Raw genomic sequence first — 24534 nt, 5'->3', positions numbered from 1 at the left:
AATTAAAAAGAAAAACCAATACTTAAAGCTACTCTGTCTTCTTGTGAGTTTCCTTTAAAGTATGAAATATTAGCAGTGAATAAGTCGATGCCACTTAACCATAAAGAACCACCATAACTGGTATGCCATTTCTTTGAGTTTGGAGAATACGGAGACCATACACGACCATAATCAAATCCGCCAGTAATACCAATTTTCATAGGAATAATTCCTGTACGAATGCGTCCGAAACGCAAACGTAAATCGTTACTGTGATAAAAACTTTGTGTACCAGAAAAACGTTCTCTATTAAATCCACGTAAACTACGTTCACCACCTAAAGTAGCCGCTTGGTAAACTTCAAAACGATTTCCTACATTGATTTGAGTCCCTACTTCAGAAGCAAAAACTAATGAACGGTTGAACACTAGGTTTTGATACATAGCTAAAGAACTCTTAATGTAACCAAAACGCCTGTCGAAATCTTCTAAGTTGGCTTTAGCTCCAACAGCTAAATCGAAATTCATCCCTTTGGTAGGGAAACTTCTATTGTCTACACGGTTGTGATTAAAGTTAAACTCACCACCCCAAAAATAATTGGTATCAAAAATAGCTGTAGGCTGGTTATCAAAATTATTGATAAATCGATTAGGAGTGTCTTCAACTTCTATCGACTCAATAATTCCTGAAATTTTAAAAATGCTTCCACCTCGTAATCTTTTTAATAACGAAGGAGAAAAACTAAGTTCTTCTTTTTTAACACGGTAGTAATCTAAATCAAAAGTTTGATCGTAAACACTTTCGTTACCCCACCCAAAGAAATTAAAAGAATAATTATCACTAGTAGCTTTAGCACGTAAATGCAAGCTCCAGTTACCAATTAGTTCAGTGAATTCACCATTGTACTCTAAATCGTAACCACCAGTAGCAGAGTAATAGTTTGCTGCTAAAATATGTTGGTTAGCAAAAGGACGTTTTTTGAATCCTTGTTGTGTATACGTTACCGAAGCACCAAAAAAGAAACCATCATCTGGGTTGCTTCCTAAGCTAGGGAAAACAATAGTTGTATTGTTGTTGATGTCGTGTGCGTCGTAGGTGTTTTTTAAATAACTATCCGAACGTAAATCCGCAGTTTCAGAACTTGGATTTATCGTATTTTTCTTTGATTTAAAATCGTATATTTTAGTTTTCTTTCCCCAACCTGCAACGGATGATTTATCGGTATACACATCGTGATTTTGACCACCTATAATTCGCAATAAAATTCCATCGTGTACATCACCAGAAATTAAAAACTCATCATCTCCATTTAAACCATAAATCTGTATTTCTTTAGTTTCTTTTGTTTTGAAAACACGGTTGTAGATTTCATTTTCTTTTCTAAAAACAACAACACTAGTTTCCTCATCATTTAAACGTTTGATGATAAATTTATCATCTTTATCAGTACCAACTACATGTACAACTTTATTTAGTTTGGTGTAGTAACGTTTAGCAATTTCTTTTAATTGATCTCTTCTAGCCTTAATTTTAGCAATGGTTTCTTTTCCATCAATATCGTAAATAGCCTTTGGTAATTGTTGAATTGATTTTTCAATTACTTCATCGGTTAAATGTTGTTGAATATATTCAGCTTGTTTATTCCAATCATCAAGTGTTAATTGATTTAAAAAGGCAGCATCAAAGAAGCGAGCATAGTTATTGTACCATTTCATGTTTTTGATATCGTTATCAAAAGTTTGCATGTTCTTTACTAAGGGCGCAAATTGCTGAAATAGAGGAATCATAACTCCATCAAACTTAGAAAAAGGTTGGTCTCTATCTCTAGGAATTGGACGGTAATATTTTTTACCCTCTTCAGTTTTAAAAGAAGCCCAACGCCATTGGTCTTCATGCCTATCCCAATCACCAATTACCATATCAAACAAACGCGAACGAATAACCCATTCTTGGTCGATTGAATGTTTACCGTTTTTCCTGATTTTTTCTAACACATCAAATGTGCTAATTATATCATCTGAATTTCCGAAGTTGTCTAATTCACTACGGTCTCCAGCAGGTCGTTCTTCTAATAGGTATAACTGCCCTCCAAAGATGTCGTTATGTTTTCCTAAAGCAGGTTGTTTAGGCATGTAATATAGCTTTGGATTGGTATGATAAATATTTACAGCGTCTGCCATATCAGGAAGCACAAAAGCAGCATATGGGTGAGACATTGTAAAGATATCTTGAACCACATCAACTAAAAACGTCCCTTTTAAAATACCTCCCATAATACGACTTCCGTCTTTTACCATTGAGCGTAATACGTACTGTTTTCCTTCAGGTTTTTCTAATCGTAACGAATTTGTTTGATTACCACCTCCTCGTCGAATAGGAGTTAAGCCTCCAAAAACATTTTCTAATTCTAATACAGGAACTTTTACTGTTTTTCCGTATTTGTCTCTATTTAAATCTCCCCACATAAATTTATGAAAACCACTAACATCAGTAGCTTCAGGAGGATAAATTGAGGTTTCTATAAACTTCTTGTGCTCTTCGTATTCAGGAAAGTTTGAATAGTTTTTTGTTTGTTTTGGTTTTACAATTTCTTTACTAAATAAGAGTTTATGTCCGTCTTTGGTATTGGCAGCGTAGTATTCAATAACAGCTGAACCGTCTTTGTAATAATTCAATCTAGCATACCCGTGATTACCGTAAGTAAATTGTGCACCATAACCAACTAAAGCTGCCGATTGTTTTGAACCAGAACCACTAATTACTTGTTTAAATCCGTCTTGTTCTATGTATTGTAAGTTGTGGTCATGACCAGAAACAAATACAATATTGTTTGTAAAATCATCAGAAACAGCTTGTATTTGATTAATAAAATCACTGTAGTTTTTATTAAAAATATCAGTTTGAATCCCTGCATGAGAGCGTAGTGCATTTTTCAACGTACCTAAAATTGGTGCTGGTTTCATGTGGTCTTTTACTGAAAAGCTTCCACCATGAGGGCCATTGCTATATAAAGGATGATGCACTGCGACTACAACATTTTTATACCTGTTTTTTTTGAACAAACTAGATAGCTCTTGAATAAAACGTTCACGAGTTTTAATATCGCAATTATCGTTCATTTTAGGCTCTTTATCCCAGTCCATAATAAACCAACGGCTATCAATAAGAATTAAAGTTAGGTCATCATTAATCTTTACTTTATCTAGTCCGCAACCTCCTTCAGGTAAAAACGAATTTTTACCTAACGCTTTCTCTACCATTTTTTCTTGACGCTTTAAGCCATCAACACCATTGTACCAGTCATGGTTTCCAGGAATAAAAATTGTTTTTCCTTTAAAGTCTTGCAAAGCATCAATTTGCGTTTGTAAACGATGTTCAGCTAAGGCTCTATCTTTATGGTTTTTGTTTGGTATTCCGTATGGATATATATTGTCTCCTAAAAATATGGTGGTAGCATTTTTAGTTGCTTTAGCTAACTTTTCTTGGAAATATTTTAGAGTAGAGGTGGTCTGTCCCATTTCGGCATTACCAGCATCTCCAATTAAATAAAAGGAGTGTACCAATTCTTTATTTGTTTGAATTGTTCTTGGAGAAGTTTTATCTGCGTACTTAGCTTTATAAGATGCACAACCACTAACTATAACAGCTATAGTTAGATACATGCAAAACTTGGTTAAGTTCATGTTTTGTTTTTTGGTTATGTAAAAATAAGGCTTTTTGAGCTAAAATTATTGCTTTAGTAAATGCTGATAGTCTTCAGGAGTATCAATGTCTAGTAAGTTTTGATGGGAATTAATTTTAAGAACATTACTGTTATGTTTTAATAGGAAATTCTTAGCTCCTTTATCACCTTCTAGATTTAACAAATCATTAAAATATTTTTTCGGAAACATAGCAGGAACTCCAACACTACCTTGGTAGTTAGAGGCAATTATTTTAGAAGGGTTCTTTTTTGAAGCTTCAATCAACGAGTTCAAGTACTCAGAAGTAACATGAGGTTGATCTGCTAGTATTATTAAGGCATTGTCAAAGTTATGTTTTTGTAAGAAATCAATACCTGCTACGATGCTAGTACTTAATCCGTTTTTATAATTAGGGTTATAAATGATTTTAATGGTATTTGAAGCAAGTTTTTTTTCAATAGTATCCTTATTAGCTCCTAATACACAAAATACATTTTTAACTATTGATTTTAGAGCTTGTTCAATTATCCATTCTAGTAACGTTGTGTTTTTATAAGGAAGCAATTGTTTCATTTTTCCCATTCGGGAAGCACTTCCAGCAGCTAATATGAGAATTGCTGTTTTTTGCATCGCATTAGTTATGGATTCGTCCAGTAATTTTTTTTAGAGAAAATACTTCTTTGTTACGAATTACAGATAATATTTCTGCTAAGATTGATAACGCAATTTCTTCAGGAGTTTCAGCTCCAATGTTTAAACCAGCTGGTGTATGAATTTTTTCTAAAAAATCATCAGTAATATCGGGTGAAAATTCAAATAGTTCGTTAAATAGTTTTTCTCGTCGTTTAGCAGCACCTAAAATACCAATGTAAACAGGGTTTTGTTCTTGTAATTTAATCAACCAACGTAAATCGTAAGTAAAATTATGATTCATAATAACAACTGCAGTATTGATATTTACATGAGAAAGCTGAATTACTTCTGGAGTTTGAGCAACTACCGATTTAGCACCTGGAAAATTAGCTAACTCTTTTGGGTCTTTTATAGAGGTAACTACATCAACTTCCCAACCTAACTGAGTTGCTTGCATACATAGTTTTACAGCATCATGTTCTCCACCAATAATAAGCAGGCGAAATAGTGGTTGTAAGGTTTGTTTAAAAGTAGTTAAATGGTCTGTTTTTTCAGAATAAAAATCTTTGTTGAAAGAAAACCTTTGTTGGTTGTTAAATTGAATTATAGAACCGAAATTCCCGTATACTTCATCTTCTTTTATAAAGAAAGATGTAATGTTATACGACTCTCTTCGAATGTTGTTTTCTGAGAAAGCTTCTATAAAATCAGTTGAAAGATTAAAAGGTTCTAAAAGAACATATAATATTCCTTCACAACCTAAACGATAACGACCATCATAGGTTATTACTTTAGGTTTGTTGTTTTCAAAAACCGATTGAGCTCTACGTTGTACTTCTTTTTCAACACAGCCTCCACTAATAGCTCCAATTATTTTTCCGTCAGAAGAAAGTAGCATTCTAACTCCTGGTTTTCTATAAGAAGAGCCGTCTAAATCTACAACCGTTGCTAAAACATTCTGTAAGCCTTGTTGTTGATTTATGGTGGCTTGTCTTATAATTTCTTTAAGTTCGTGTGTCATTTTGTGTAAAAAAACTCTTTTAAAAATACACTTTTTTATCACTTTATTAAAAATTAATACTGGTTAATAATTTATTATTTTAGCAAAAACCTTTTTCATGAATAGTTTGATACAAGAAACAGAGCAGTTTGTAATTGATTTACTAAGTGAGAAATTAGATAAAAACTTTGTATATCATAATATAGCTCATACTCAACGAGTGGTAGAAAAATCACTTGAGTTAATAGAAGGGGAGAGCTTTTCAGAAGAACAGCAACAGATTTTAACTTTAGCAGCATGGTTTCATGATGTTGGTTATACAGTTAATCCTGAAAACCATGAAGAGGAGAGCATAAACATAGCTACTGATTTCTTAAAAACTAAAGAGGTTGAAGAAGGTATTATTGACGAAGTATCTAAATTGATAGCTTCAACAAAAATGGGCGCTAAACCTCAAACTGAACTAGAAAAAGTGTTGAGAGATGCTGATTGTTCTCATGTTGGAAGTAAAAATTATACAGATTTTAACGAGTTATTGCGAAAGGAGAGAGAATTAGTATGTGAGAAAAAGATAAAAACTGTTGAGTGGGATGATTCTAATCTTGATTTTTTAACAAAGCATCGTTTTTATACTAGTAAGGCTTCTAAATTATGGGAAAAACAGAAGAGTAAAAATATAGCTCAGCTTTTAAAGAGAAAACAAAAAGAAGTACAAGAAGCGGCTAAGCTAAAACAGAAAAAAGAAGAATTAGCGTACAAAAAAAATAAGATTGAATTACCGGAGAGAGGAATTGAAACTATGTTTCGTGTAGCGCTTCGTAACCATATTACGTTAAGTGATATTGCAGATACAAAGGCTAATATTTTACTATCGGTTAATGCAATTATTATTTCGATGACACTGTCTACATTAATTCCAAAATTAGATAATCCGTCAAATCATTATTTGATAACACCTACTATTGTTTTTGTGTTTTTTACAGTAATATCAATCGTGTTATCAGTTTTGGCAACGAGACCCAATGTTACCGAAGGGAAGTTTACCAAAGAAGATGTGGTAAATAAAAAAGTAAACTTATTGTTTTTTGGAAATTTTCATCAAATGCAGTTGCCAGATTTTGATTGGGCAATGAGTGAAATGATGAAAGACCGTGATTACCTGTATGGTTCTCTTACAAAAGATTTATATTTCTTAGGGTTAGTTTTAAATAGAAAATATAAGTTACTACGAATTACATATACCGTTTTTATGATTGGTATTTTAGTAAGTGTAGTAGCCTTTGCAATTGCATTTTATATGCAAGAACAAGCGTCAAAAGTAGGAGAGGTGGTTTCTGTGTTATTATAATAACTATTTAAACTCTTGGATAAGCTCGTCAATAGTCATTGTTTTTTGAGTTTCAAAGTTTTTGTTGTAGATAACCTCTGCACGTAATGCTTTTAATCCTGAAACACCTTGTAAATCTTCAATATCTAGTTTTTCTACGTTACCCAATAGGTTTTTAGATTGTAAATATTTAATGTATTTGTAATACTCTTCAGCGTCTTTGTCTTGAGAGTATACAATGGCTATTTTACCAGGAACAGTTAGTCGTTCTTCGGTTCCTTTTATATGAGCTTTATCAATACGTTTTTTAATTATTTCGTAACGAATATTGTATGCACCATCAACATCAAACTGTTTTTCATCCATTCTAAACTTTATTGCTAATGGATTACTATGTACTAAAATTAACGAAGCTACTCTAAGTTTATGCTCCATTTTTTCAGCAGCTTTTAAGGCTACATTCTCCATTTCACACATTACTTGTAATTGCCATAACCTAAGGTTATATAAATATAAGTCGTCATATTTTTTCTCTTTTGTTAATGACTGACCTATATACATGTTATACTCAACACCATCGGTTTTATAACGTTCAAAATAATGAGGAAACATTTGTTGTGCTTCTTCCTGTCTGGCATCAATAAAAGAAGCCAATTTATCATTTAGTAAAGTAACGCTATCTTCATAAGCTTTACGTTTTTCGTATACTACTTGTAAGTTAGGGTCTAAACGATTTATGTATGACTCTACCAAGGAGCTTAAATCATTATTAACCATTTTTATATGATTAAAAACAGGATAAATTTCACGTTTTAAGAAGTCTAAAATAGCTATTTCATCACCAGCTTTTAATCCTTTTTTTACTTCTGATAAATATTCTTCAACTCTAAAACGTAATTCTTTATAAATAGGGAGGCTTTCAAATTTACAAGCCTCTAATAATACGGAAATAGCTAAAGAGAGTTGAGTGGTTAAATCTTCTTTAATAGCTGTGTTTCTAGCAATGGAAGAACCTTTTATATCTGATTGACCATACAAAGGGTGTACATCTGGAAAAATAATATCCTCAATTTTAACCTTTTCTTTAGCTTCATATGATTCTCTATGGAATCTTTCAGCTGCTTCGTAAAAACGCCACTTTACTGTTGGGTGTATTGAGGTATAGTTTTCTTGAATCGTAGCTTCCAATATGTTTTGGTGTTCTTCAGAAAAGCGATCAACAGCAATTTTAAATAATGGAATTAAATCTTGTAATTTATTCTGATTGATTGAGTTTAATTCAAAAGGTCTTGGTGAAGCAAACTCAATAATAGCTAGGCTATTTTTAGTGGATGCTTGTATTGGAACCAAAATAATACTACCAATGTTTTTCTCTTTTAAACGTTGATAAAAACTCTTGTTGTCAGTTTGTTTACCATACTTTTCTACATCAGAAATAGCAAGGGTTTCGTTGTTTATAAAAAGTTTTTCTAAAATATAATTACAAAAAATGCAATCACAAGAAACATCTTTCTCATAACTTAAAACAAGACTTTCTTCTTTGTTTATATGAGATGAATTAAAGTTGTTTGAGTCTGTTTCAAAAATAGAAAACCCTAAGGATAAATCATTTATTCCAAAGAATCTTCGAAATATCTCTTGTAATGTACTAACTAAATCATCATCTTTTTTTATAAGACTAGTTCTTATTTCTGAAATAATTTCATCGGTTGTAACATCAAATAGATTCATTATTCCAAATCCTTTAAAAATATACGATTCAGGAGGGAATTTTTCTTTCCAAACATCGATATCATCAAAATTGTCTAGTAAAAATTTAATGTCTTCTTCAGTTATTTTTGGAGCGTTTTGGGTTGGTAAAATCTCCATGAAGTCAGCATTAAACGCTGCACGGTAATTTTTTATAGTATTGGTTGTTTTATCAGGAATATCAAAATAAAAAGGACGTTTTATATCAATAGAGTAGTTGTACACTTCAGTTAATATGATGCTACAAGCATACTTGTACATTAAATCACTTTCAAAATGACGAACTCTTAACTCGTAGTCGTCTCCAGCATTTTGTAAAATTTTTTCAAACCGATTAGTGAATTTAAAAGATGTAAAAGTAAACGGAATACTTACTGCTTTAATTTCATTCTCTAATAATAATTCAGGAAATAAAGGTTCAAGTAACAACTCAATAGTGTCTTGATACTTTTCTAATATAGATTCATCAGAAAAACCATCAATTAATTCAGGAGCTTTTTTTGCTTCTCGAACTATATTTGTAGAAGACTCATGATATGGGTGCCTTTCATGTTCTTTAGCTGCATATTTTTGAAATAAAGCAACAATCTTTTCAAAACTTATTTTCAGTTTAAAAGGGAGCTCTATATTCTGAATGTCTTTTGTTCGTCTTATGTTCATAGAATGAAAAAATGAATCTATACAAATTTACAAAATTGTAGACATGTAGTCGTTTTTATTGCTGTTTCCTTTCAAAAAATAGTAGTTCTTATAAAGTTTAGAAAGCTCTTTAAATAGTTTTTATAATGCCAAATAAGTAAATATAGATTTCCTAAAACCATAGTTGAGGTTATTACAGGTGTTCCTTATATGTTTAAGGGTATAGAAATTAGAAAAATGTTTATAACTACTGGTATCCTCAAAAGACTGGGCATAATTGTAAAGTGGTTAAAAAAACACCAATTAAGATTTGAAAGTAACCTATAAATTCCAATAAAAACCTGTATTATATATTGCATTGAAGTATGTTTGAAAGGGACTGTCAATAGGTAATGTAGTGAATTTAATACTAGTGAGTTTTCTAATTTCTGATAGTATAAATACTATACCTAAACCAATTCTGGTATACCAGTACAAAAAGGTAAAGCTCTTTTTTTCTTTAACTTTTCAATCGTTTCCATAAAAAATTGGTTTAAAATAGAAACGATTGAACGTGCTAATTTACAGCTATCTTAATCTGTTAAGATGAAGAAAATAAAACTCTTACTATTTTTTTTGATAAGAGTCTTATATAACTTTTTTGAGGGGAGATTTAAAAATGAAAATCATAATTTTTTATTTTACCTTTTTTACCTAAGCTATTAAATTTCCAACTAAAGCCTAACATAAAATATTGCTGTAGGACAGTGCTTTCAGAGTCTTCTATATAGTTTGAAGTAGCTCTTCGTTGAGCATTGGTGTTTTGATTCAATAAATCATAAGCTTTTAAGCTAATAGTACCTTGATCTTTTAAGATAGAGTAGGCTAGGGTGGCATTCCAAAACCAAGCAGATTTATTAAATCCAATTACGTTAGGGTTGTATGTGTAACGAATATCATTTCTCCATTCTAATTTCTTTGGAACATTTGTTTTGGTTCTAATATCAACAGAATGTCTTGTAAAGTTTCTGTTTTGGGTAGTGTTTATATCGTACTTAGTATTTGAAAAGGAAATATTATAGTTTCCTTCAATAGAAGCGATCTTATTCCAATCTAAAGTAGCTCTAAAAACAGGACTTATTGAAGTTGTTTTAGCTCCCTCCTTGATATCATTTAAAATGTTGAAATTTTTACTAGCTCTAATATTTGTACCAGCCCTAAGTTGAAGGCTTACAATAGAATCTAATTTTATTTTTTTACTGTAGCTACCACCTCCCCAAAAATCATAACCACCATCTGTATTTTCATAAGTAGTGTTTCTTACTAAATCATCATCAATAGAAGTATTAGTTATTACTTGGTTTTGATAAAGAGTACCACTTAAATAAAACCAAAAACCAGTACGAGCTTGCCAGTTAAATTTGTTAAAGTTGATAAATGCTCTGTGATTTTGAGTAGGTTTTAGGTTTGGATTACCCGTAATAATGTTAGATGGGTTGGTTACATCAGAAAAAGGTTGTATTTGATTAATGTTAGGAGCATTGTTATTTAAACGATAATCAAAATAAATAGAAGCTTTAGAGTCAAATCTATATCTAAAACTTGCGTCTAAATCCAGATTATTAAATTCTTTTTTTAAACTTAATTCAGGACGTAATTTATCATTATTTTCTAATGTTCTGTTTACAAAACCAGTACCTAAATTTAAACGCCATTTTTTAGTTCTATATACCAGTTCTAATGATGGTGTTTTAGTAATGTCATTATAGGTAAAGTCAGAACTCAAACCTGTATTAAAGTCACTGTACTGTTGTGTTGTTGAATTGAAGTCAAAGGTATTCTCCTTATTTTCTCGCTCATCACGTTGATAACTATATTTAGTATCTAAAAAGAATTTTTTAGCAATCAAAGGAAAACGGTAGGTCAAGTTTGTGGTGAGTCCTATCAAGTTGTTTTCAATAGTACTTTTTTGGTCTCTATTTTCGATATCGGGATCGCTACCAAAAGTTTCAATAGTAGACTTGTTAATTTCTTCGGTATCTGCTTTATCGATACGATTAGTTATTGAGGCTTTAATAAAAGAACCTTTTGCCCCTAATTTTTTAGTAATATCTAATCTGTTTTGAAAATTGTTTGCTTCTGATTTAGAGTAAGCAGAGCTCACGTAGCTATTAGTAAGTGTATTGTCTTTATCTAAGGATTCTTCTTGTCTAAGACTACTACCTTCTCTTTTATTAAATACAAAAGTAGGTTTAATGTTGATTAAGAATGTAGAATCTATTTCAATGTCAAAATCAGTGTCAAAACTATGATTGTGATTTTCATCATCAGAAGTAGTTGTGGAATTAGAAAAATATTTCCTGTCAGGAAGCGTGTATTCTCTATTGCTTTTTGATTCATTGTTAGAGGTACTTCCAGAGTAAAAATAGTTGGCATTTACATCTAAACCTTTTCCAAACTCGTCAGCATAGGTTGCTCCAGCGGTTTTTGATTTTATAATACCGCTACCACCACCAAAACGTCTTCCGTTAATACTAAAGCCACCGTTTCCACCTATCCAAATATTACCGCCTCCTCCAAACATTTTTTGAATTTCACCAAAACTAAACCCTGGAGAATTAATGTTATTTGTACTGGCTAATACGCTAAATCGTTGGTTGTTGTCAAAACGATTCACCATTGCAGCTCCTTCAAAACGTTTGTCGGTACCAGCACCACCAGATACTCTACCAAACCAACCTTTATTATTTTCTTTTTTTATGGTAAGGTTAATGGTTTTATTATTAGCATCTCCTTTTTCACCAGTAAAAGCTTCTGATTTAGATTTAGTATCGGTTATCTGAACTTTTTCAATAATATCTTTTGTTAAGTTTTTAGTGGTAATACTAGGGTCATTTCCAAAGAAAGGCTTACCGTTAACCAAAATTTTATTGACTTCTTTTCCGTTTACAGTAATTTTTCCATCTTCATCCACTTCAACACCTGGAAGTTTCTTTAAAAGATCTTCAACGTTAGCATCTTTTTTAGTTTTAAAAGATTTTACATTAAACTCTAAAGTATCTTTTTTTACTGTAATTGGTGCTCTTGATTGTATAACTACCTCGCTAAGTAAGTTACTTTCTTCCTTTAAAAAAATTGTACCTAAATTGAGGTTAGAGGTTTTGTCTAGCTCTATTGATTTAGAGTAACTATCCATACCAACATAAGAAATAAAGAGTTTTACATCTTTACTAAAAGACTTTCCTTCTAAAGAAAACTTTCCTTTGTCGTTTGAAATGGTGTAGGTAACAATAGAACTGTCTCTGGCTTTTTCTATATGAACTGTAGCAGCCTCTATAGCGGTTTTATCTTTTTCAGAGTTAATTGTACCAGTTATTTTGAACGGATAGGATTGAGCAAAAATTGAACTGGTAAGAAATAGGGTAAAAATAAAAAGTAGTTTTTTCATTGTTTATAGCAATATGATTTTCAAAGAGCTACAAATAAAAAGAAAAAACTACTTTTTAATAGTTAAATATTGTTAAACTTATTTCTGCCTGAAATAAATACTAATTGGCACTCCATTAAAGTTATAATGCTCACGTAATTGATTTTCAATATAGCGCTTATAAGGCTCTCTAATATATTGAGGTAAATTAGCAAAGAAAGCAAATTGAGGTGTATGCGTTGGTAACTGCATACAGTACTTAATTTTTATGAATTTACCTTTTGTTGCTGGAGGTGGATTATGTTCCATGATCTCTAACATCGTTTCGTTTAACTTACTTGTTTGAATACGACGTTTTCTGTTTTCAAAAACTTCAACAGCAGTTTCAATAGCTTTAAAAATACGTTGTTTTGTTAATGCTGAAATAAATACGATAGGAACATCTGTAAATGGGGCAATTGCCTGACGAACTTTGGCTTCAAAATCACGCATAGTGTTGGTTTCTTTTTCAACCAAATCCCATTTATTTACTAAAATGACAACTCCTTTTCGGTTTTTTTCGGCCAACCAAAATATTTTTTCGTCTTGTCCTTCAAAACCACGAGTTGCATCAATAACTAATACTGCAACATCACAATGTTCAACTGCACGTACAGCACGCATTACTGAGTAAAACTCTAAATCTTCTTTTACTTTAGATTTTTTTCTAATTCCAGCTGTGTCAACTAAATTAAAATCGAACCCAAAACGATTGTATTTTGTATCGATAGAATCTCGTGTCGTTCCAGCAATATTGGTTACAATATTTCTGTCTTCGCCAATTAAAGCATTGATAAATGATGATTTTCCTGCATTAGGACGCCCAACAACAGCAAAACGAGGTAACTCATCTTCTGTTTCTTCATCTTCATCTGGTGTAGGAATTTCTTTAGCAATTGCATCTAGTAATTCACCTGTTCCACTTCCATTAATAGAAGATATAGTATAGTAATCTCCTAAACCTAGGTTGTAAAATTCTACAGCGTCAGCATCACGCATCGCATTATCAACTTTGTTAACTGCCATAAATAGCGGTTTCTCAACTTGACGTAAAATTTTAGCAACTTCAGCATCCATAGGTGTAATACCTTGCTCAACATCAACTACAAATACAATAATATCAGCTTCATCAATAGCTAACTGAACTTGTTTACGTATTTCTCCTTCAAAAATATCATCAGAACCAACGATATAACCACCAGTATCAATAACAGAAAATTCTTTTCCGTTCCATTCAGATTTTCCATAGTGACGATCTCTTGTAACTCCGCTAACAGAATCAACAATAGCTTCACGACGCTTTACTAGTCGGTTAAATAAAGTGGATTTACCTACATTTGGTCTTCCTACAATCGCAATAATACTCATTTTGCAAAAAATTTGTGCAAAGATACAATTTAGTATATGATTTGTAATGATTTTTAGATAGTATATAGTTTTTGCTATATTGTTGGCTCCTAATCTTTTATTTAATGGATGATAAATTATATAATCAGATTTTTTTAAAACCTCGTTTTCAATTAGAATATGAGATAAGTTCTCAGGTTTTATTAGAAGAAATAAAGAAGCACTTAAACGATGTTTCTAAGTATAAAATGAAGGTTGTAGATAATCACGTAGTGATTGATGTGCCAGACAAAGAATCACATTTATGGTCACCACAGCTACACATTGAAATAGAGGAAGTTTCAGAGACTTCGTCAAACATAAAAGGATTGTTTGGTCCAAAACCACAAGTTTGGACTTTTTTTATGTTTTTGCACTTTTTGGTAGGAACGGCTTTTGTGATTTTTGCGATCATAGCATATAGCAATTGGTCGTTAAAAAAAATCACCATGTTGCCTATAGTAATGTTGGTTGTTTTACCCATTGTTTGGGTTGCACTGTACTTAGTAGGTAGCTTAGGAAAATCAACAGGAAAAAAACAAATGGATGAACTGAAAGAGTATACCAAACAGTTATTACAAACAATTAAAAAAAGTTAATCTTTATATCCAAAGCGTTTTAATTGACGTTCATTAGAACGCCAGTTTTTATTGATTTTTACATATAAGTCTAAAAATACTTTTTTGTCAAAAAATTGTTGAAGATCTTTACGAGCTTCAGTTCCAACACGTTTAATTGCGCTTCCTTTATGACCAATGATAATTCCTTTTTGTGTTTCACGTTCTACCATGATAACAGAACGGATTTTTATAATATTATCTTCTTCAACAAAACTTTCAGTTTCAACTTCTACAGAATAAGGAATCTCTTTTTTATAGTGTTGAAGAATTTTTTCACGAATTTTTTCATTCACAAAAAAACGTTCAGGTTTATCAGTTAACTGATCCTTTGGATAAAAAGGAGGAGAGTCTGGTAAAAGCTCAATAATTTTATAGAAAACGGTATCTACATTAAAGTTTTCAAGAGCAGAAATTACATATACAAATGAGTTTGGAACTTTCTTTTTCCAATATTCAATTTTGGCTTCAACTTCTTCTTGAGTCGATTTGTCAACTTTGTTTAATAATAAAATAACAGGAATTTTACTGTGGATGATTTTATTGAAAAAAGCTTCATTTTTTAAGGCAGTTTCACCAACCTCTACCATGTAAATAAGTACATCAGCATCATCAAAAGCAGATTTTACAAAATCCATCATAGATTCTTGCAACTCATAAGCAGGTTTAATGATTCCAGGTGTGTCAGAAAAAATAATTTGATAATCGTCTCCATTTACAATACCTAAAATACGATGTCTAGTAGTTTGCGCTTTTGAGGTAATAATAGATAGCTTTTCACCAACTAGTGCATTCATTAAGGTAGATTTCCCAACATTTGGGTTTCCAATAATATTTACAAATCCTGCTTTATGTGTCATACTGCAAAGATAGGTTGTTTTATGTAAGAAGTATTTATTTTTATGTACTTGTTATTTAGGGGAATATATTTATATGAAAAATAAATACTTTTTTATTTGGGTAGAACCAGAAAAAGAATGTATATTTGCAACCGCAAATCGCGGGATAGAGCAGTAGGTAGCTCGTCGGGCTCATAACCCGAAGGTCGCAGGTTCGAGTCCTGCTCCCGCTACAGAGCTAAAGAATTGAAAACTAACGGATTGTTTACGACAATCCGTTTTTTTATGTCTTTAACTTTGTTACTTTTACGTGCCGTAAACACTACCGTAAACACTTTTGAGATGAAATTGAACTTTACAGAACCTAAAATTTACACTGGTGGCGTGCTGATTTCAGAGTGGTCGAAATTGACGAAATCTGAACAAAAAACAGCATTAAGTAGAGATTGGTTTATATATTATTCTTACAGAAATCCCGAAACTTTAAAATTAAAACGTCAACCTTACATCAAAGCAGGCGTAAACAAATTAAAGACAAAAAGGGAACGTATAGCTTTTTTAAAAACAATGAAAGAAGCCTTGTTGAAATTACTTCAAGCAGGCTTTAATCCTTATCAAGATAATTCGGAATTAGAAGCCCAATTGTTTAGTGATGCTAACGAGAATACTATTTCTGATGTTACTATTGTCGACGCAAAAATAGCGCAAGAAAAAACGCAAAAAGCGCAAATTAATTCAGAAACAATAGCAGAGTTTGAAGAAATCTCTATTGTTAAAGCTTTTGAACTCGGGTTACGTTTAAAAGAAAAATTGATGAACAAAAATTCTTATACGAAATATAAGAGTCGAATTCATCGTTTTTCAAAATGGTTAAATACAAAAGGGTATGAAAAACAGTCTATCAACTCTTTAAATAAAAAACTGATTATTGAATATCTAAATGAAGTTTTGCAAAACTCAAGTGCAAGAAATAGAAATAACACAAGAACAGACATCAGTTCGTTATTTCAAATTTTAGAAGACAACGAACTCATTACAGAAAATTACGTTAAGAAGATAAATGTTCTTAAATCAATTCCAAAAAGAAACAAAACCTATACACCTCAACTTCAAAAAGATATTTATGAGTATTTAGAAGACAACGATAAACACTTACTATTATTTATTCAATTTATATCGTACAACTTTTTACGTCCAATTGAAGTGTGTAGATTGAAGGTTGAAGATATTGATGTCAAGGACAAAAAGCTATATGTAAAAGCAAAGAACAGTCCTGTAAAAATTAAAATTATCCCTGATATATTACTAAAACAACTTCCAGACCTTACGCAAAAAAGCGCAAAATCATTTTTATTTACACAAAACGCAATGGGAGGAGCGTGGGATATTGAAGAAAGTAACAAACGAGATTACTTTACCAAACGTTTTAAGAAAATCAAAGATTATTTTAAATTAGGAAATGAATATGGTTTGTACAGTTTTCGACATACTTTTATTACTAAATTATATAGAGAACTACGAAAAACAAACTCTCCTTTTGAAACAAAAAGCAAACTGATGCTGATTACAGGACATACTACCATTACAGCCTTAGATAAATATCTAAGAGATATAGATGCAGAATTGCCACAAGATTATTCTTCATTGATAAAATAGGTCTTAGAAACTTGGCAAATCGTTGCAAAAAGTAGCAAAACCTTGCAAATCTTCTTGAGTCCTTGCAAAACGTGACAGGGTTATATTAGAAGCTATTACTATTGTGCTTTAATTCAGTTTTAAAGCAAAAAAGTAATATTGAACGCACAAGTAGTATATCAAGTGGCTAAAGCACTTCCAAGGGAAGAGCAAAAAGCATTGTTTGAATTACTACAAAAAGAATTTAGCATCAACACACTTCAAATTAAAAAGGTAAAGAAACCTGTTTTAACCAAAGAAGATGCTATTCAATACTTACTAAAGAATGTTTTTAATAAGAAGTAAAAACTAAATTAAAGACTTATTGAGAGATTGGTCTTTTTTTTTGTCTATTTCACAAAACGTTAAATTTTATTCAATTTAACGTTTTATAGCCTCAAAAAGTATAAAATAAACTATGAAGATAAATTGTAAGCATTGTAAAGAAGCTTTTATTAGAAAACGAAGAAATCAACAGTATTGTAGCGCAAGTTGTAGGACCATGGCATGTTATAAAAGAAATCGGTACGAATATGTTTCAGGTAGCTATAAAAAGAATACTGATAAATTAGGTATTATAAAACCCCAAACAACAACTCAACTGGTACCCAAAGAACTAGATTCTAAACTCAACACCCTATTAAAAAAAGAAGAAAAAGTATTTGATACTAAGAGTATGACGAATACGGTTGTTAGTAATTTACTATCAGATACTGCTGTGTATGGAATGAAGAAAATACTCAATCCAAAATCGTTACCTGCTACAAAAGGAGATGTTGAAATGATGTTAATTCAAATTCAAGAACTACAACAATTGTTAAGGTGATTATATAGTTTAAAAACCTTGTTTTAAAAATTCAAAGTTTATTAACTTAAATATTCTTTAATAGAACCATCTGAATAAGTTTCTATTACAAGATTAAAAATATTGCCTTTGATTATTTCACGATTCACTAAATATATTTTCATAGGTATTTTAGTTTTTAATTAAAGGTTTTTTTAGAGGGAGCGGCAACTCCCTCTTTTTTATGCAATTTAAACAATTTTTTAATTCAAAGTTTATTAAATTAGATTGACTGTTAAAGTCAATTGGAATCAAGTAGTGATTCACTTGATTTCTTTAAGCTAGGAGCTGGATAATATCCAGCTCCGTTTTATTCTAATGAATTTTTCTTATCTTTTGAATAGCTTAAAGAATCAAAAATCATGAAAACATTATTAAAATTCCGCAACATTGTGGAGCTTATAGAAGCGTTCCCTACAGATGAAAAATGCAGGGAATATTTAGTTAACCTAAGGTGGGGTGAAAAATCAGTTTGCCCTCATTGCAACCATTCCGATAAAATTTACAATCTGAAAACAAGTAATAAATACAAGTGTTCTTCTTGCAAAAAACAATTTACTGTAACCACTGGTACTATATTTCATCAAACCCACGTAAGTTTAGTTAAATGGTTTGTAGCTTTTTATTTATTTTCTTCACATAAGAAAGGGTTATCTTCCATCCAGCTTTCTAAAGATATTGGAGTAACGCAGAAGACAGCATGGTTTATGTTGCACAGAATTAGATACGCTATGAAAGACAAAAGTTTTAAGCTTTTCGGACAAGTAGAAGTTGATGAAACATATGTAGGCGGTAAAAACAAGAATAGACACTTCAATAAGAAAGTTAGAAATGCTCAAGGGCGTTCAACGAAAGATAAATCTGCCATTTTTGGATTTGTAGAACGTGGTGGTAGAGTAAGAACTATCCATATTAAAAGGTTATCTGGAAAAGGAATGAGAGCTTTACTTAGACATTTTGTCGAAGATACAAGTGTGATTTATTCAGATGAGTTTAGAGTATATAGAGGTTTAAAAGATTCTTTTGAAGACCATTTTGTAGTAAATCATTCTGCTAATGAATATGTTTCAGACCACAAGCATACTAATACTATTGAGGGTTTTTGGAGCCAATTAAAAAGAGGAATATTTGGAGTGTATCACAATACTAGTAAACATTTACTTTATAGATATTGTCAAGAATTTGAGTTTAGATGGAATACAAGACAATTAAGTGAAACTGAAAGATTCTCAAAAGCCATATCCCAAGGTCTTGATGGTAGAATGACTTATGCAATGGCTATAGACAGAAGCAGGAGATGGTAGATTCAGTTATAGTGAAAGAAAACTATAATTATGGCTTTACCACATATTGAAAGAAGAAACGCTATCATTAAGGAACGAATTGAAAATATAAAGAAAGGAATTCCAATACCTTTAGAAAATATTGATTTACATCAAACCAGTAAGGTCAAGAGAGGAGCTTCGGTTGAAGGTCATAGAATACCTAAGCAAAAGAAAGTCCCAAATGCTAAAAATGGGAAACCACCTAAATCAACATAAATAACAGTTATAATAAGAAAAAGGGCTGTCTAAATGGAGACAACCCTTTTAATACAGTAGAGAGTATAATGCTCTTAATTTACCTCAGTGTAGCTAATGAGACTACCTTTGGTATTTACAATTCTTTTATTTACAGTTTAGAGTATCTATTTGCTCTTAATTTACCTAAGTATAACTAATGAGATTAACTTCGGTATTTACAGTTTGTGTTCTTTTCTTAATTTCCTTTCATTAAGAAAATGTTTTTTAAACCACATTCCCTTAGTGACTAAGCTTTTTTAACCATTCCCATGGGCTAAAAAGCTCATTGCTAATATACAAAATGTTCTGAAATAATACATATATTTACAACAGAAAATATTACATATAGCGTAGTTATATTCTTTAGATTCTGAAAACGACCAATTATTCAAGAAACTATCCAAAGAATAGAACAGTCTCTGTGTACCACATATTGGCGTGGTTACTCAGTTACTTTCTAGGATAGTTGGGTGCTTGGTCGTACCTCAGAAGAATGGAATGTTAGCTTTGTTCCACGCTTCTTTTTTACAACTAAAGTTATTAGGAACAGATAACTTCTAATAACTTTAAAAATGAAAAAAGGATTGATAATTTTTGTTCTTATTTGCTCAACCGTAGCATTATCTCAAAACAAAAAAGATGAATTTGGAGATTGGAAATATGAATATGCAGAATATCAAACAAACACCTTTGTAAACTACAAAAACATCAATTGGATAACCAAGCAAAAAGCTAAAGATTGTTTTTTACAAGTTGTAGAGTATAGAAGAACTGGAGAGAATTTAATTGTTTTTGGTTTAGAGGGTGGAAAAATCAAGTATTATTATACAATATTAAGTTTTAAGGAACTGGAAGAGGATAAGGGTTCTTATGTTGCTGAACTTAGAAGTAAAGGAGGAAGAACATTTAGCTATTGGACATTAGTTATAACAGAAGGAGAAAAAGCGGTAATGGTTAGGAATAATGGAAAAGAAAGAAGAGTTTTGTATACAAAGAAACCTTGAGTTAAATCCCAAGGTTTTTAAACTATATAATCACCATTGTTAATTGAAATCAAGTTTAAGAATAAGTATAGGATATTGTAAGCTTCCTCTAATTAGAACTGCTTATTTTTCTAAAATTTCTATAAAGCTATTGTTTTTCATTCTTTTGGAGCTAGCCCCAAAAGAATTAAGTTTTGCAAATCTTACAGGTGGCATTTTACCTAAAGCATCATGCGGTCTGTAATTGTTATAATCTTCTATCCATATTTATGTTTGTTCTCTTACTTGTTCTAGGTTTTCAAAAATATATTTATCAAGTACGCCTCTTAGATAACTACCGTTGAACCTTTTATAAATGCATTTTGAGTAGGTTTTCCTAGCTGTATGTACTTGAATTCTATAGTATGTATCTTGCTCCAGTTTTCGGTTATTTTGGGAATAAACTCTGGGGCATTATCCATTTTTATTTTTTTAGGCTTCCCTTTTTTATTAATAAGGTGATTAAGCACCCATACAATACGATTGCTGGGTAAAAAAAATGTATCTCTATATGTAATACCTCTCTGTTAAAATCATCAATTATGTTAAAAGCTCTAAAGCGTGTTTTGGAGCTACTACATTTACCCGGACAGGTTTTTAAGACTGTTTAATCAAAAATAAATATCTTAAATAATGAACGAATTTAAAGTACTGAATTTAAATCTGAAGCAGTCCGATTAAATTATCAGCGAGAAAATATTAAAGAATTAGCAGATGAGCTAGGAATTCAGGTGCAACGTATTTATAAATGGAGGGCTGGTCAAAAATCAAACCCAGTTTCAAAGGTTAGTACAAAGCCATTACCAGACTCATTGGAAGTAAAACAATTACGCAAAGAACTTAAAGAAAAGAACTAGAGCTTGAGATATTAAAAAAAGCTGTTCCCATCGCTCTTGGAAAAGATGTGAACGGCTTTTTTTAATATTGGAATATGTGTTTTTTTTGAGATAGGCAAAAAATAAAGAAGATTTTTTAGTAATGTGTTGTTTTTGATGGTTTTGTTTTCTATTTTAGATTTGTAAACACAGTGAAAAAATATGGGGGACGTTTTATATTATGCAAAATTATGGTATTCGTAGTGATATAAGGATACCATTTTTTGTTAGAGATACATAAGAATTTAAATATTTATAGATATAAGATTAATTTATAAATATTAAGATAATCTTATGGTTAAGAAATTATGTTCTGTGACTTATTTTTTAATTTTGTGTCTACAAAATTAAAAAAGATCAATTAACTATAAAGTGTAATGTATGAATAAAAAGTACTTTTTTAAAAAACAAATAAGATGTCTGTTGTTTTTTATTTTAATCTTCTTTTACAAAGAAAATTCTTTTTCTCAAGCGACAGTGACAAGTAATCCTACAGCAAATGATATTGCTGCTCAATTACAAACAGCAGGTATAATAATAAGTAATCCTACTATAACTTCTGGTATTTCAAGTCAGTTAGGTGTTTTTTCAAATGGTACTGCAGGAGCAGCTTTGGAATTAGATACTGGAGTAGCATTTACAACTTCGACTATTACAAATGCTTTTTCTACTAACAATTTGACAGCTAACTCTGATAATTTAGGAATATCTTATAATGATATTGATGTAATTAATATTGATAATACTGCTAATAATGACGTTGTAATATTTGAGTTTGATTTTGTTGCACAACCAAATTATTCTGGAGTGTTGGTTGAATATCAATTTGGCTCAGATGAATATCCTGATTATGTAGGTTCTAGGTTTAATGATGTGTTTGGTTTTTTTGTTTCAGATCCTTCAGGTTCGGATCCATCAATACCTAATGGAGTGGATTTGAATAGTAATGGGCTTTATGATGGTTTAGAGGAACCTTCCCTAAATTTAGCTTTAGTTCCTGGTACTACTAATTCTGTGTCAATAAATAACATCAATGGAGGTTTTAGAGGATGTAACCAAGATGGAACCGCTGCTGATTTAACACAAACAGCATTATATATTAATAATGGGCATACAGGTGATGGAAGTACTTGTAGTACCAATACAGGAACTAAGCCTATTCATGTTGAGTTTAACGGTATAACACAAAAGTTTTCTGCGGTGATTAATTTGATTGTAGGAGTTACTTATCACATGAAAATAGCTATTGCTGACGTTGGTGATGCTACTTATGATTCTGGGGTTTTTATCTCTAGTGTTGGAGGATTACCTATAATAACAACAAGTAACGATTCTGGTTCTACTACTACCTTGGGAGGAGTTGCAGTAACTAATGTTTTGTTAAATGATACAGTTGGAGGGGTGGTAAATCCTTCAGTTAGTAATGTAGAATTAGCTCAGATTAGCTCTACTAACGCAGGTGTTTCTCTTAATACAGCTACTGGGGAGGTAATCGTAGCTCCTGGAACTCCTGTAGGGGATTATACTTTAGTTTATAATGTTTGTAAACCTTCACCTACTAACTGTAGTTCTTCTTCAGTATTGGTTTCAGTTTTACCGGTTATAGATGCGGTAACAGAGACTACTACACCAGTGAATGGATTACCAGGAGGAACAACTTCTGCATTAACAGCGAATGATACATTAAATGGGTCACCAGTAACAGTAGGTACAAACCCAGGAGATGTAACAGTAACACCAGTAACAGTTCCAACAGGATTGACATTAAATTCGGATGGAACAGTAACAGTGGCGGCAAATACACCAGCGGGAAGTTATAATGTAGAGTATACAATTTGTGAGGTAAACAATCCTACTAATTGTGATACAGTAACTTCTGTAGTAGAGGTAAGTGCACCGGTTATAGATGCGGTAACAGAGACTACTACACCAGTGAATGGATTACCAGGAGGAACAACTTCTGCATTAACAGCGAATGATACATTAAATGGGTCACCAGTAACAGTAGGTACAAACCCAGGAGATGTAACAGTAACACCAGTAACAGTTCCAACAGGATTGACATTAAATTCGGATGGAACAGTAACAGTGGCGGCAAATACACCAGCGGGAAGTTATAATGTAGAGTATACAATTTGTGAGGTAAACAATCCTACTAATTGTGATACAGTAACTTCTGTAGTAGAGGTAACGGGGGCGCCAATAATTGCAACGGATGACTTAACCCCAATTAATTTGTCAAATGTAAATGGATTTACAGGAGGGGTTGCAGGAGATTTAACAGTGAATGATACATTAAATGGAATATTAGTTAATGATAGTGATATTATTATAAATGTAGTTGATGATGGAGGCTTAATTGGTGTTACAATAGATGCAGAAGGTAATTTGATTGTTCCAGCAAATACACAGGAAGGGGTTTATGTTATTCAGTATCAAATATGTGAGGTCTTAAATCCTGGTAATTGTGATACTGCAGAAGCAATTGTAATTGTAGAACCAGATAACGACGGAGATGGAATTGTAGATGCCTTAGATTTAGATGATGATAACGATGGAATTTTAGATGTTGATGAAGGAGATGGATCTGTTGATACTGACGGAGACGGAATTCCAGATAGTTTAGATTCTGATAGTGATAATGATGGAGTACCAGACGTAATAGAAGGAAATGATGATAACGGAGATGGAATTCCAGATGTACTTCCTTCTGGAAATGATACCGATGGAGATGGAATAGACGATTCTTATGATCCAGACAATGGAGGAGATCCAGTTGATATTCCTGATTCTGATGGAGATGGAATTCCAGATTATCAAGATACCGATGATGATAATGACGGAATTGATACCATGGATGAAGGTCCAGGAGATGGAGATCCAACAACAAATGATGCTTTAGATACAAATGGAAATGGTATTCCAGATTATTTAGATTCAGATACCAACCCTTGTGGAACTCCGTACAATATTTTAACTCCAGATGGAGATGGAGATAATGATGTATTCTATATTTCTTGTATTGACAGTCTGGAATATCAAAACAATTCAGTTGAAATATTTAATAGATGGGGTAATACTGTTTACAAAGCATCAGGCTATAATAATGAAGACGTTGCTTTTAGAGGTATTTCAAACGGAAGAGCGAATATAAATGTTGATGAAAAATTACCTTCAGGAACTTATTATTATGTCATTGATCTCGGAGACGGGTCTAAACCTAAAGTAGGATGGTTATATATTAACAGATAAAAAAATAA

The 24534-nt window shown here is 31.6% G+C and carries 15 protein-coding genes, 1 tRNA gene and 3 pseudogenes; 11 read left to right on the top strand and 8 right to left on the bottom strand.

Features of this window, described 5'->3' with window-relative positions:
- Window positions 1–2 precede the first annotated feature (2 nt).
- The 3 genes from C8N27_RS02995 to C8N27_RS02985 all read right to left on the bottom strand — a co-directional run bounded on the left by C8N27_RS02995 (window position 3) and on the right by C8N27_RS02985 (window position 5316).
- On the bottom strand, window positions 3–3641 hold the full coding sequence (locus C8N27_RS02995; protein ID WP_167444714.1) for a ShlB/FhaC/HecB family hemolysin secretion/activation protein: 3639 nt from the start codon (window positions 3639–3641) through the stop codon (window positions 3–5).
- Window positions 3642–3707: 66 nt separating this feature from the next.
- A complete protein-coding gene (locus C8N27_RS02990; RefSeq protein WP_121146213.1) occupies window positions 3708–4292 on the bottom strand; it encodes a nucleotidyltransferase family protein in 585 nt (194 codons plus the stop codon).
- 4 nt (window positions 4293–4296) lie between these two features.
- A complete protein-coding gene (locus tag C8N27_RS02985) occupies window positions 4297–5316 on the bottom strand; it encodes an XdhC family protein (RefSeq protein ID WP_121146212.1) in 1020 nt (339 codons plus the stop codon).
- Between the two features lie 97 nt (window positions 5317–5413).
- Between C8N27_RS02985 and C8N27_RS02980 the strand changes: the two genes are divergently transcribed.
- The gene (locus C8N27_RS02980; RefSeq protein WP_121146211.1) at window positions 5414–6643 is read left to right on the top strand and encodes a Pycsar system effector family protein; all 1230 of its coding nucleotides are present in this window, start codon (window positions 5414–5416) and stop codon (window positions 6641–6643) included.
- Between the two features lie 3 nt (window positions 6644–6646).
- Here the strand turns inward: C8N27_RS02980 and C8N27_RS02975 are convergent, their stop codons facing one another.
- The 3 genes from C8N27_RS02975 to der form a co-directional block, all read right to left on the bottom strand.
- Window positions 6647–9031: a GAF domain-containing protein gene (locus C8N27_RS02975; RefSeq protein WP_121146210.1), complete on the bottom strand. Its 2385-nt coding sequence runs from the start codon at window positions 9029–9031 to the stop codon at window positions 6647–6649.
- A gap of 631 nt (window positions 9032–9662) precedes the next feature.
- Window positions 9663–12437 carry an outer membrane beta-barrel protein gene (locus tag C8N27_RS02970; protein ID WP_121146209.1) on the bottom strand — a complete coding sequence of 925 codons (2775 nt, stop codon included), beginning with the start codon at window positions 12435–12437 and terminating at the stop codon, window positions 9663–9665.
- 78 nt (window positions 12438–12515) lie between these two features.
- Window positions 12516–13823 carry a ribosome biogenesis GTPase Der gene (der, locus tag C8N27_RS02965; RefSeq protein ID WP_121146208.1) on the bottom strand — a complete coding sequence of 436 codons (1308 nt, stop codon included), beginning with the start codon at window positions 13821–13823 and terminating at the stop codon, window positions 12516–12518.
- Window positions 13824–13927: 104 nt separating this feature from the next.
- Here der and C8N27_RS02960 point away from each other — a divergent pair, with 104 nt between their 5' ends.
- Window positions 13928–14440, top strand: coding sequence for an ABC transporter ATP-binding protein (locus C8N27_RS02960; RefSeq protein WP_121146207.1), 513 nt, complete (start codon window positions 13928–13930; stop codon window positions 14438–14440).
- Here C8N27_RS02960 and era read toward each other — a convergent pair.
- A pseudogene (gene era / locus C8N27_RS02955) lies at window positions 14437–15327 on the bottom strand (GTPase Era); the annotation flags it as partial. The gene C8N27_RS02960 and the pseudogene era overlap by 4 nt on opposite strands.
- Before the next feature lie 130 nt (window positions 15328–15457).
- Here era and C8N27_RS02950 point away from each other — a divergent pair.
- From C8N27_RS02950 to C8N27_RS02920, 7 genes are all read left to right on the top strand, one after another.
- A tRNA-Met gene (locus C8N27_RS02950) sits at window positions 15458–15530 on the top strand.
- Window positions 15531–15639: 109 nt separating this feature from the next.
- A complete protein-coding gene (locus tag C8N27_RS02945; RefSeq protein WP_244174704.1) occupies window positions 15640–16953 on the top strand; it encodes a tyrosine-type recombinase/integrase in 1314 nt (437 codons plus the stop codon).
- A gap of 138 nt (window positions 16954–17091) precedes the next feature.
- On the top strand, window positions 17092–17277 hold the full coding sequence (locus tag C8N27_RS02940) for a hypothetical protein (protein ID WP_121146204.1): 186 nt from the start codon (window positions 17092–17094) through the stop codon (window positions 17275–17277).
- A gap of 112 nt (window positions 17278–17389) precedes the next feature.
- Window positions 17390–17797: a hypothetical protein gene (locus C8N27_RS02935; protein ID WP_121146203.1), complete on the top strand. Its 408-nt coding sequence runs from the start codon at window positions 17390–17392 to the stop codon at window positions 17795–17797.
- A 410-nt stretch (window positions 17798–18207) separates the two neighbouring features.
- On the top strand, window positions 18208–19119 hold the full coding sequence (locus C8N27_RS02930; protein ID WP_164506662.1) for an IS1595 family transposase: 912 nt from the start codon (window positions 18208–18210) through the stop codon (window positions 19117–19119).
- Between the two features lie 30 nt (window positions 19120–19149).
- Complete coding sequence (locus C8N27_RS02925) at window positions 19150–19356, top strand: hypothetical protein (protein ID WP_121146201.1); 207 nt, start codon at window positions 19150–19152, stop codon at window positions 19354–19356.
- Window positions 19357–19949: 593 nt separating this feature from the next.
- Window positions 19950–20381 (top strand): hypothetical protein, encoded by a 432-nt coding sequence (locus C8N27_RS02920; protein ID WP_121146200.1) that lies wholly within the window; start codon window positions 19950–19952, stop codon window positions 20379–20381.
- 102 nt (window positions 20382–20483) lie between these two features.
- On the opposite strand, the pseudogene C8N27_RS02915 reads toward C8N27_RS02920, so the two are convergent.
- Window positions 20484–20970: pseudogene (locus C8N27_RS02915) on the bottom strand (integrase core domain-containing protein); the annotation flags it as partial.
- Between the two features lie 88 nt (window positions 20971–21058).
- Between C8N27_RS02915 and C8N27_RS16190 the strand changes: the two are divergent.
- Window positions 21059–21256 (top strand): annotated as a pseudogene (locus C8N27_RS16190) (transposase); the annotation flags it as partial.
- Between the two features lie 399 nt (window positions 21257–21655).
- Window positions 21656–24526: a choice-of-anchor L domain-containing protein gene (locus C8N27_RS02905; RefSeq protein ID WP_121146198.1), complete on the top strand. Its 2871-nt coding sequence runs from the start codon at window positions 21656–21658 to the stop codon at window positions 24524–24526.
- Window positions 24527–24534: the final 8 nt, after the last annotated feature.

The organism is Tenacibaculum discolor (assembly GCF_003664185.1).
Classification (GTDB): domain Bacteria; phylum Bacteroidota; class Bacteroidia; order Flavobacteriales; family Flavobacteriaceae; genus Polaribacter; species Polaribacter discolor.
Note: the sequence above shows the minus strand (reverse complement) of the source record. Positions and strands in the feature narration are given on the sequence as shown.